This window comes from Fulvivirga aurantia (assembly GCF_009711475.1).
Classification (GTDB): Bacteria; Bacteroidota; Bacteroidia; order Cytophagales; family Cyclobacteriaceae; genus Fulvivirga; species Fulvivirga aurantia.
In genome coordinates this window covers 1-9,964 of sequence record NZ_SMMD01000830.1, presented here as the reverse complement: position 1 = coordinate 9,964, position 9,964 = coordinate 1, and the positions used below count along the sequence as shown (strand labels likewise).

The 9,964-nt window shown below is 39.3% G+C and carries 8 protein-coding genes; 4 read left to right on the top strand and 4 right to left on the bottom strand.

Annotated features, from left to right (window positions below):
• Window positions 1-85: 85 nt before the first annotated feature.
• Both E1176_RS11895 and E1176_RS11890 read right to left on the bottom strand, forming a co-directional pair.
• Window positions 86-1,126, bottom strand: coding sequence for a lysylphosphatidylglycerol synthase transmembrane domain-containing protein (locus E1176_RS11895; protein WP_155210843.1), 1,041 nt, complete (start codon window positions 1,124-1,126; stop codon window positions 86-88).
• Window positions 1,127-1,876 (bottom strand): segregation and condensation protein A, encoded by a 750-nt coding sequence (locus E1176_RS11890; protein WP_155210842.1) that lies wholly within the window; start codon window positions 1,874-1,876, stop codon window positions 1,127-1,129. It lies immediately after the preceding gene.
• Between the two features lie 180 nt (window positions 1,877-2,056).
• On the opposite strand from E1176_RS11890, the gene dxs reads away from it, so the two are divergent.
• Both dxs and E1176_RS11880 read left to right on the top strand, forming a co-directional pair.
• Window positions 2,057-3,982 (top strand): 1-deoxy-D-xylulose-5-phosphate synthase, encoded by a 1,926-nt coding sequence (dxs, locus tag E1176_RS11885; RefSeq protein WP_155210841.1) that lies wholly within the window; start codon window positions 2,057-2,059, stop codon window positions 3,980-3,982.
• An 11-nt stretch (window positions 3,983-3,993) separates the two neighbouring features.
• A complete protein-coding gene (locus tag E1176_RS11880) occupies window positions 3,994-4,779 on the top strand; it encodes an alpha/beta fold hydrolase (RefSeq protein WP_155210840.1) in 786 nt (261 codons plus the stop codon).
• Here E1176_RS11880 and E1176_RS11875 read toward each other — a convergent pair.
• Window positions 4,776-4,916, bottom strand: a complete 141-nt coding sequence (locus E1176_RS11875) for a hypothetical protein (protein ID WP_155210839.1) — start codon at window positions 4,914-4,916, stop codon at window positions 4,776-4,778. The two genes, E1176_RS11880 and E1176_RS11875, sit on opposite strands and share 4 nt — an antisense overlap.
• Before the next feature lie 99 nt (window positions 4,917-5,015).
• Here E1176_RS11875 and E1176_RS11870 point away from each other — a divergent pair, with 99 nt between their 5' ends.
• Window positions 5,016-7,145, top strand: a complete 2,130-nt coding sequence (locus E1176_RS11870; protein WP_222933139.1) for a S9 family peptidase — start codon at window positions 5,016-5,018, stop codon at window positions 7,143-7,145.
• A 23-nt stretch (window positions 7,146-7,168) separates the two neighbouring features.
• Here E1176_RS11870 and E1176_RS11865 read toward each other — a convergent pair whose 3' ends face one another.
• Complete coding sequence (locus tag E1176_RS11865) at window positions 7,169-8,884, bottom strand: L,D-transpeptidase family protein (RefSeq protein WP_185152771.1); 1,716 nt, start codon at window positions 8,882-8,884, stop codon at window positions 7,169-7,171.
• Between the two features lie 279 nt (window positions 8,885-9,163).
• On the opposite strand from E1176_RS11865, the gene E1176_RS11860 reads away from it, so the two are divergent.
• Entirely contained in the window at window positions 9,164-9,898 is a 735-nt protein-coding gene (locus E1176_RS11860; protein ID WP_155210837.1) for a murein L,D-transpeptidase catalytic domain family protein, read from the top strand.
• Window positions 9,899-9,964: the final 66 nt, after the last annotated feature.

Genomic DNA, 9,964 nt, shown 5'->3' with positions numbered 1-9,964 from the left:
AAAACTGAATAATAGGGAACTGAGCAGAATAAAATTTTAGAAACAATGGCTTAACATTGATCTTCCAAAATTATATGCAGTTTGCTTATTGGTTTTTTCTTCTGTTGAAGAATACTCTTTTTACCCATTTGGGAAGAATAATTGCACCAACAAGTAGGTAAGGATAATAGCTAATGATTCTCCATAACATGGCTGCTCCAATCGTATATTGATCTAAATAGCTGACGAACGACTGCATGAAGAAGTGTTCGGCAGTACCTGTGCTTCCTGGAGTAGGTGAGAGTAACATCACAATCCATAAAATAAGATGTTTGCCAAAGATTACGGCATGATCAATGATATCAAGGCCATCGGTATAAGCAGCAATCAGGAAGTTGAGAATCGCGTATCGGGCTATCCAGGCAACAATGGTTGCTGTTATAATACGTATCCAATAGCCGATTTTCTTTCCTTTGATCAGTGACGAGGCCCACATAACCTCATTGCCATGTTGGTATGCTGCATAGCGCCATTTTCTTAGAAACTTTAGGCTTGTGACTTTTATCAAAAACCACTTAAACAACCTGGGCCTGTAAAAGAGCGCCAGACACATCACCAGCGTGTAGATGGCGATTAGAGAATAACTGGTAATAAAGACACCACGCATGGTTTGGCCAAAGTCCGGAAAAATGTCATAGCCTATAATTAGTAATGCCAGTGGTGCGGTGACAACAAAGAAAAGGTTATCGAGAATGGCACTTAGCATCACAAAGGCCAACGACTTACCAAAGTTTATTTTCTCTTTGAGTAATATAAACACTGCTACGGCAGTACCACCCACTACTGATGGGGTAACTGCCGAGGCAAATTCCCAGAGAATAATCACATAGATACTGCTCGTCCAGGTGAGCTGCTTATTTGTAAGTGATCTTATTCTATAGACGTAGGCGGTTTCTTTAATCAGGAGCATGACAAAAGCCATAACCACAGGAAATGCTTTTGCTTGCCAGATCAGATTAAGTTTTTCTGTGGTGATATTGTCGTCAGACCATATCATGAAGACCACAAAACCAACGCTTATGGCGGCTGGCAACCAAACTTTATTGGGGTTTAAAGTCTTTAGTATTTTTTTAGTGTCAAGATTCATTTACCCGGCAGGTACCTCCTCCAATCGCTCAATCCAAAAATTATTAAATCCGATGCCAAGGTGCATGGTGATGAGGCTGAGTTGTAAAAGCTCCAAAATGGCCAGAAAATTAAAGATCACGGCAATTTTGTTTGGTTCAGCTTCGATAATCTTAGTAAAGGCCAGTTTAGGTGAGTCGGCCAATTTGTTGAGGATAAAGTCTTTTTGACCGCTTATGGTATAAGGATATTGTACCACCTGGTGAGTCGGCTTATTTTTTTCTAACTCATAGCGCTCAAGTACGCGTTGGTATACCTTGAGTAGTTTGTAAAGGTCTACATCCTGAAGCTCAGATTCTACATTTACACTCTCTGACAATAGTCTTATTTCTCTGGAAAGATTGCCTCTTTTCTCTTTGTCAATTTCACCTTCCTCCATGTTTTTGAGCTGCTCAAGTACCGATTTGTATTTCTTGTACTCCAACAGGTGTTTTACCAGCTCTTCTCTGGGGTCTATTTCATTACCTTCTTCGTCTAATTGAGGGCGAGGCAAAAGCATCTTTGACTTAATGCGCATAAGCGAAGCAGCTACTAAAATAAACTCGCTGGCCACTTCAACATTCATTTCTTCTAAACGGTGTAGATAGTCAAGGAAGTCGTTGGTAATCTTAGAGATAGGAATGTCATAAATATCAAGCTCGTCCCTTTCTATAAAGAAAAGTAGGAGGTCAAAAGGACCCTCAAATAATGGTAATTTGATTTCAAAGCTCAATTTATATGCATTTATATATTCAAGAGAATTTCAAAGATATTATTTATCAGTCTCATTTAATACCGATGTAATAGTAAAATCCTAAATTTGTGGGCTTAAGAGCTAAACCAACCGTTTGCATTAGGTATTTAAAACAGTTACCTTAATTTATTGTTTTAGCTGTGTTACCAGTTTTATGTTATGCTTATCGAACCAGGAAAATTATTAGCGTCTATTGACAATCCGGATGACTTGAAGAAACTAAAGCCAGAAGAATTGGTTCAGGTTTCTGAAGAGCTTCGCAATTATATAATAGACAATGTATCAGTATATGGTGGCCACTTTGGGGCCAGTCTGGGCGTGGTGGAGCTTACCGTAGCTTTGCATTATGTATTTAATACACCTTACGACCAATTGGTTTGGGACGTAGGCCACCAGGCTTATGGGCATAAAATTCTTACTGGTAGAAAAGATAAATTTCACACCAACAGGCAATACAAAGGGCTTTCTGGTTTTCCTAAAAGAAAGGAAAGCGAGTATGATACATTTGGGGTAGGGCACTCATCAACCTCAATATCTGGTGCCTTGGGTATGGCTGTAGCCTCTAAATATAAAGGCCTTGAAGAAAAGCAGCATATTGCCGTGATTGGCGATGGCGCCATGACGGGTGGTTTGGCTTTCGAAGGGATGAATCATGCGGGTGTTTCTAATAGCAACATACTGATTATCTTGAATGATAACTGTATGTCTATTGACCCCAATGTTGGCGCATTGAAAGATTATTTAACAGACATTACCACATCTCATACCTATAATAAAGTAAAAGATGATGTGTGGAAGATTCTCGGCAAAGTAAGCAAGTTTGGACCAAACGCCAGAGAGGTAATTTCTAAAGTAGAAAACAGTATTAAATCATTTTTGCTTAGCCAAAGCAATATGTTTGAGTCGCTTAATTTGAGATACTTCGGTCCTGTAGATGGACATGATGTAAATCATATGGTGAGTGTGCTTGATGATTTAAAAGATATTAAAGGACCAAAAATTTTACATTGCATTACCCGTAAAGGTAAAGGATATGGTCCTTCAGAAAACGGCAACCAAACTACCTGGCATGCACCGGGTAAGTTTGATAAAGTTACAGGTGAGATTCATAAGAAAGTACCTGAAACACCACAGCCACCGAAGTACCAGGATGTATTCGGCCATACTGTGGTTGAGCTTGCCGAAAAGAATGATAAAATAGTTGGGGTTACTCCAGCTATGCCTTCAGGTTCATCAATGAACATAATGATGAAGGCAATGCCTGATAGAGCATTTGATGTAGGTATTGCAGAGCAACATGCAGTTACGTTCTCAGCAGGTATGGCCACACAGGGTCTTATACCGTTTTGCAATATTTACAGCACCTTTATGCAGCGTGCTTATGATCAGGTGATCCATGATGTGTGTATACAGGATCTTCCTGTGGTTTTCTGTCTCGATCGTGCCGGTTTTGCAGGCGCTGACGGCCCGACCCACCATGGAGCTTACGATATAGCTTACATGAGATCGATCCCTAATATGATTGTATCAGCTCCGATGAACGAAGAAGAGCTTAGAGACCTAATGTATACTTCTCAGCTACCTAGAGAAGGAAAAGCATTTACCATCAGATACCCAAGAGGGCAAGGCGTGATGCCGGAATGGCGCACCCCAATGAAGGAGATAGAAATAGGTACAGGTAGAAGAATTAAAGCTGGTGAAGAACTAGCTATTCTCACTATTGGCCATGTCGGCAATTATGCCGTAGAGGTTTGCGAAAATTTGGAGAAGGAAAATATCAATGTCGCTCATTATGACATGCGATTTGTAAAGCCACTCGATGAAAAGCTTTTGCATGAAGTTTTCAAAAACCACGATAAAGTAGTGACAGTTGAAGATGGTTGTCTCATGGGTGGGTTTGGTAGTGCGATACTTGAATTTATGGCAGACCACAACTACACCGCTCAGGTAAAGAGATTGGGTATACCAGACGATATTATTGAGCATGGTACACAGCTTGAGCTACAAGCAGAATGTGGTTTTGATCCTGCCGGTATAGAAAATACAGTTGTTGCGATGTTGGAGCCAACCCTGGCCAAAAACTAACTTAATCTGTAATGCAAGGCGATTTATTCTTTACCGATTCTGGTAAGGGATTTCCGGTTATTTTCATTCATGGTTTTTGCGAAACCAGTGAAATGTGGTTTGATTTTACTCAGCCATTTATAGAAGACTATAGAGTAATAACAGTTGATCTGCCTGGCTTTGGTAAAAGCCCGTTGCCAACAGGAGACTTTACTATTAAAGATGTTGCTAAACACGTATTAAACCTCTTAGATAAACTCGAGATACAAAAATGTGCCGCTGTGGGTCATTCTTTAGGTGGTTATGTGCTACTCGAAATGGTCAACACGCAACCTGATCGATTTACTGGCTTTTCTTTATTTCACTCCACTGCTTTTGCTGACGATACAGAAAAGAAAGAATCAAGAAATAAGGCTATTGAGTTTGTAGAAAAGAGAGGTGTCGAAGTTTTTGTCACCTCATTTGTACCACCCTTGTTTTATGTAAAGAATAGAAAACCGCTTTTAAAAACGATAGAAAAAGTAGTTGATATAGCAGCTACAACTCCACAAAATACGCTGATAAGCTACACCAAAGCCATGCGAGACAGACCTGATCGCACTGATGTATTAAATAGCTTCGATGGGCCCATTTCGTTTATTGCAGGAGATAAAGATACTTCGGTACCAATTGAGAAAACTTCTGAGCAAGTGCTGATACCTAAAAGAGCCATCGTTAACATTTTACAAGATACAGGGCATATGGGTATGTTCGAGCAACAGGAACGAACCACAGAAATTATTAAAGATTTTTTAAGGCTTTGTACAATGCCTGATTAACCGCACCCCAGGTTTTTCTTAAGGTCTCTGTCTGGCAAACCACCAAAGTCATTTTCTTCTTCCTCAAACCTTTCATCAGCTACCTCGTCTTTTTCAACCTTGGGTCGTTCATTCTCTCTATTTTCCTTTTTTGCCATATTATTTCCTTCTATAACCTTATCTGACGTTCTATCATGTAAAACATATTTTCATACAAAACAATTTCGTTCATTGTGTTATAAAAATCCCCTATAAATATGAGAAATATAACACTAGCCTTATTTGCCCTGTTGCTTTGCAGTATGTTTGCAAGTTGTAATCAAAAGGAAGACGCTGAGATGAATAAACCTGTACCTCCCAAGGCAGAAAAGATAGAAAAAAAACTTACGGCACACGGTCAGACAAGGATAGATAACTACTACTGGATGAATGACCGCAATGATCCAAAAGTTATTGCTTACCTGGAAGCTGAAAATGCATATACAGATACCGTGATGAAGCACACGGAGAACTTTCAGGAAAAGCTATATGATGAAATTGTGGGTAGAATAAAGCAGACTGATGAGTCTGTACCTTATAAAAAGAATGGCTATTGGTACTATACTCGCTTTGAAGAAGGACAAGAGTACCCAATACATTGCAGGAAGAAAGAAACCTTAGAGGCAGCAGAAGAGGTAATGCTTAATGTAAATGTAATGGCAGAAGGCCATGAGTATTTTAGCGTAGGCGGTCTTAATGTAAGTACTAATAATGAGTTACTGGCTTATGGTGTAGATACAGTGGGTAGAAGAAAGTATACGCTGTATGTTAAAAACCTGAAAACAGGACAAATATTAGATATGTCGATACCATTTACTACCGGTGGTAGTACCTGGGCTAATGATAACCAAACACTTTTCTACACCAAGAAGGATGAGAATACATTAAGGTCGAACCAAATATTTAAACATCGACTAGGCTCTAAAACAGAAGATGTGTTGATCTATGAGGAGGAGGATGACACCTTCTATACGGGCATCTATAAAACAAAGTCTCAAAAGTTTTTAGTGATATGGTCTGGCAGCACCCTTACCAACGATTATCGTATTTTGGAAGCTGATAATCCCGAAGGAGATTTTAAACCATTTACAACCCGTGAGGCTGGTCTGGAATACTCTATTCAGCACTTTGAAGATAAGTTTTATGTGATTACCAATTGGAACGCGACAAACTTCAAGTTGATGGAAACTCCTGATACAAAAACAGCCAAGGAGAATTGGGAAGAGGTAATTCCTCATAGAAAAGAGGTTTTCTTAGAAGGGGTGGAAGTATTTAAAAAACACATGGTTATTGAAGAAAGAGAAAAAGGCAATACCAACCTTCGAGTGATCAATCAGGAAACCAAAGAAGAACATTACCTTGATTTTGGCGAAGAGGCTTACACGGCTTACACCTCAGTAAACCTTGACTTTGATTCCGAACTATTGAGATTTGGATATACCTCAATGACTACCCCAAGCTCGGTGTATGATTACAATATGCGCACCCGGGAGAAGACGTTGCTTAAGCAGCAAGAGGTTGTGGGTGGTTACAATCCAGACGAATATGAAACCAAAAGGCTATATGCACCTTCACGTGACGGTGTGCAAATACCTATTTCATTGGTTTATAAGAAGTCATTAAAGAAAGCTGAAGGCAACCCGACTTTATTGTATGGCTACGGTTCTTATGGAGCTACGATCGATCCAGGATTTAGCTCTGTAAGATTGAGCTTGTTAGATAGAGGCTTTGTTTTCGCCATTGCTCATATAAGAGGAGGCCAGTTGCTAGGGCGTGAGTGGTATGAAGATGGTAAGATGTTTAAGAAGAAGAATACTTTTAATGACTTCATTGACTGTGGAGAATATCTTATCGATTCTAAGTATGCCATAAAAGAAGAGCTCTATGCACGCGGAGGAAGTGCTGGTGGCCTGCTTATGGGAGCTGTAATAAATCAACGACCTGACTTATTTAAAGGAGTGATTGCTGCCGTTCCTTTCGTTGATGTAATGACTACTATGCTTGATGAAAGTATCCCGTTGACTACAGGAGAGTATGATGAGTGGGGTAACCCTAACGAGCTGGAATCATATGAGTATATGCTTTCCTACTCACCATACGATCACGTTTCGGCACAAGAATATCCAAATTTGCTTGTGACTACAGGTTTACACGACTCTCAGGTGCAATATTGGGAGCCGGCCAAGTGGGTAGCCAAACTGAGAGAAATGAAAACGGGAGATAACACTATACTTCTCGAAACTAATATGGATGCGGGACATGGGGGTGCTTCCGGTAGATTTAAGCAATTCAAAGAAACAGCTTTAGAGTACGCATTTATACTTGACCTGGCTGGTGTGTCTGAATAACTAAGGTACTCGAGCAAGAAGACCTATGGAGCCTGGCCGATAGTAGCTACGGCTCCATTGTTTTTATCTATCCACGGACTGGCTTGAAGTTGATCGATACCATAGATATCTTCTCCAAAACTTACCAATCCATCTTTATTGACCCAGGCAGTACGATAATCTATGTAGACCGGTAACTTAGTTCTAAGACCAACCCAAACAGGTTCTTCTTTAAACATATGTTCATTTATCTTTTCTCTGTCCCAGGCTTGTTCCCTAAGAAGATATTCAGCTAATAAGTCGGGTGATTCTAACCTGATACAACCATGGCTCATTGCGCGGTACTCCTTATTGAATAAATAATCTGCAGGTGTATCGTGTAAATAGATACTCATGTTATTGGGCATCAAAAACTTTACTCGACCTAACGCATTTCCAGGACCTGGTTGTTGAACTACACGTAAGGAATTTTCATCAATAACTGACCAATCAATAGAGTCTGGATTTAAAGGTTCGTCACCACCATACCATCCTTTGTAAAGCTTATAGTTTCCTCTCTTTAAATAATTAACGTCCCTTTTAATTTTTGGTAGTATTTCTTCCTGAGTTATACTCTTAGGGACTTTCCATGTCGGGCTGAAAACGATGTGCTCGAGGGTTTCATCAAATACCGGAGTGTTATTGTCTTTGCTTCCAACTATAACTCTCATTTCTAAAGCCAACTCTTCACGTTCTCTTATATATAATTTGAATTCAGGGATGTTCACGTAAATATACTTTTCACCAAGATCAGACGGCATCCACCTTATCCTCTCAAGGTTTAGCTTTATCATTGCTATTTTTTCATCTACAGATCTGTTTAGCGCTCTAATTGTTCCTTTACCTACAACTCCATCTACTGCCAAGCCATGTCTGTACTGAAATCTTCTTACGGCATTGTATAAATCGTAATCAAATACCGACCTTTCAGAGTTACTCATTTTATCTTCTTTAAGATCACCCGAAGCGATAAGCCTGTCTCTTAAGGTGATTACAAAACTGCTTGTATCACCTTCTTCCAGCTTGATAGACGAAGGTAAAGTAGGCCACGCACCTTTGTGAGCTATGGCCTCATACATTTCCAAAGCGGATTGTAAATTTTTATAATCAGCGGTTTTTGGTGAAAGTAAAGCGATAGCATCCTGAACAGAGTTTTCTGCTAATACCTTTGCCACAGGCTCAAGATGACGCTGCCTGTTCCATCTACCCTGTATGATTTGCGGTACTGTCATACCGTTTGATAAATGCCAGGCATAAGTCACGTACGCGGCAGACATTTTGAGATCAAGGTCTATCAGCTCAAATAAGTTGAGGTCACTATCTTTTTTAAAGGCATTTTGAGAAAGGTTAAGTAGATAAGTCGCATTATAATTTGCTGTATTAAACCCATGTCGATTAGCTGTTAATAACTCACTCAGCATTACAGTAGAGTTCTCTAAAACACCTTTGGTAGACACCCAAATAAGATCATGGTCTCTGTGTCTATACAGCTCCTTCAGTTCTTTTGCAATGTGGGTCCTGTTTACATCGTCACTAATGTATCTTTTTACATCTACAGAATCTACATATTGAGCGATGTAAAACTTAATCTTAGATTTAGGAATAAGCGACAGGCTGTTTTGAGAGTACTCAAGCCTCTGTTTGGCCTGCACCTGGTTACGAAACTTATTAAAAGTAGTATCTATGGTTAGACTGGTGGTAGTGGGAGGAGTGTTACGCACACTACAACTACTAATCAAGACTATGATACTTATATAAATGAGATATTTTATTTTTTCTGCCAACATACCTCATATAAAGAAAAAGGTGTGCCATTGCCTCAAAATCAGTGATTTAGCACATTTTTTTGGGGTGTTTGTATAACAGAATCCTCAATTGTGAGGAAAAATTTTTGCTTTTGGTAGAAAAATTTATCCGTCTTGAAATTATTTTGTCCCCACTATCGTTGGTTGTCGAGTTGGCTGTTTAAAACATTTTGAACAAAAATAATCGTCACATTAATGAGAAAAGTTTTTATTGTTTTTGCTGCTATTTTGAGTGCCACATTTCAATTATCAGCATCAGATTTAAAAGGAGAAAAAGAACTTACCCTCAATCACTTCATCGAAAACAGTTACCAGACCCTTCTATTTGATGGAGAAAAACCAGATTTCGAAGTTTACAAAAAAGGATTAGTTGGTTTTTTAAATCTTAAGAGCCAAAACAAGTTAGCCAATGACAGCTTGCTTACCATCATCGATTTTAGGCTTTCTTCTAATAAGAAGAGACTTTGGATTATCGACCTTAAAGAGAATAAAGTTGTTTATAACTCACTGGTTGCTCACGGTAGAAATACAGGAAACGAATTTGCCAAAGTATTTTCTAACGTACCTAACTCAAACAGTAGCAGCTTGGGATTCTACATCACTGCAGAAAAATACTATGGCAAGCACGGACTTTCACTAAGATTAGATGGTTCTGAGCCTGGCTTCAATGATAATGCCCGCAGACGCGCTGTGGTAATGCACGGGGCTAATTATGTAGATCCATCTTATACAAAAGCTTATGGAAGGATAGGAAGAAGCTTTGGTTGCCCGTCAATCCCTATGAAGGATCATAAAAGAGTTATAAATATGATAGCTGAGAAAAGCTGTCTATTTATATACTACCCAGACAAAGATTATTTGTCAAAGTCCCAACTCATCAATGAGACCTTGGCTTATGATATATTAGAAAGCAACGATTTCCATTTCTAAGAAGAGGAAATACTGAGAATAAAAGAGACCGTCTCAAAAAGGTGAGTCATCCTGAGTATACGAAGG

Bases quoted from the DNA above. Each gene is read 5' to 3' on its own strand.
- E1176_RS11875 (WP_155210839.1), bottom strand. From the start codon at position 4,916: ATGGCAAAAAAGGAAAATAGAGAGAATGAACGACCCAAGGTTGAAAAA.
- E1176_RS11880 (WP_155210840.1), top strand. From the start codon at position 3,994: ATGCAAGGCGATTTATTCTTTACCGATTCTGGTAAGGGATTTCCGGTT.
- E1176_RS11860 (WP_155210837.1), top strand. From the start codon at position 9,164: ATGAGAAAAGTTTTTATTGTTTTTGCTGCTATTTTGAGTGCCACATTT.
- dxs (WP_155210841.1), top strand. From the start codon at position 2,057: ATGCTTATCGAACCAGGAAAATTATTAGCGTCTATTGACAATCCGGAT.
- E1176_RS11870 (WP_222933139.1), top strand. From the start codon at position 5,016: ATGAGAAATATAACACTAGCCTTATTTGCCCTGTTGCTTTGCAGTATG.
- E1176_RS11895 (WP_155210843.1), bottom strand. From the start codon at position 1,126: ATGAATCTTGACACTAAAAAAATACTAAAGACTTTAAACCCCAATAAA.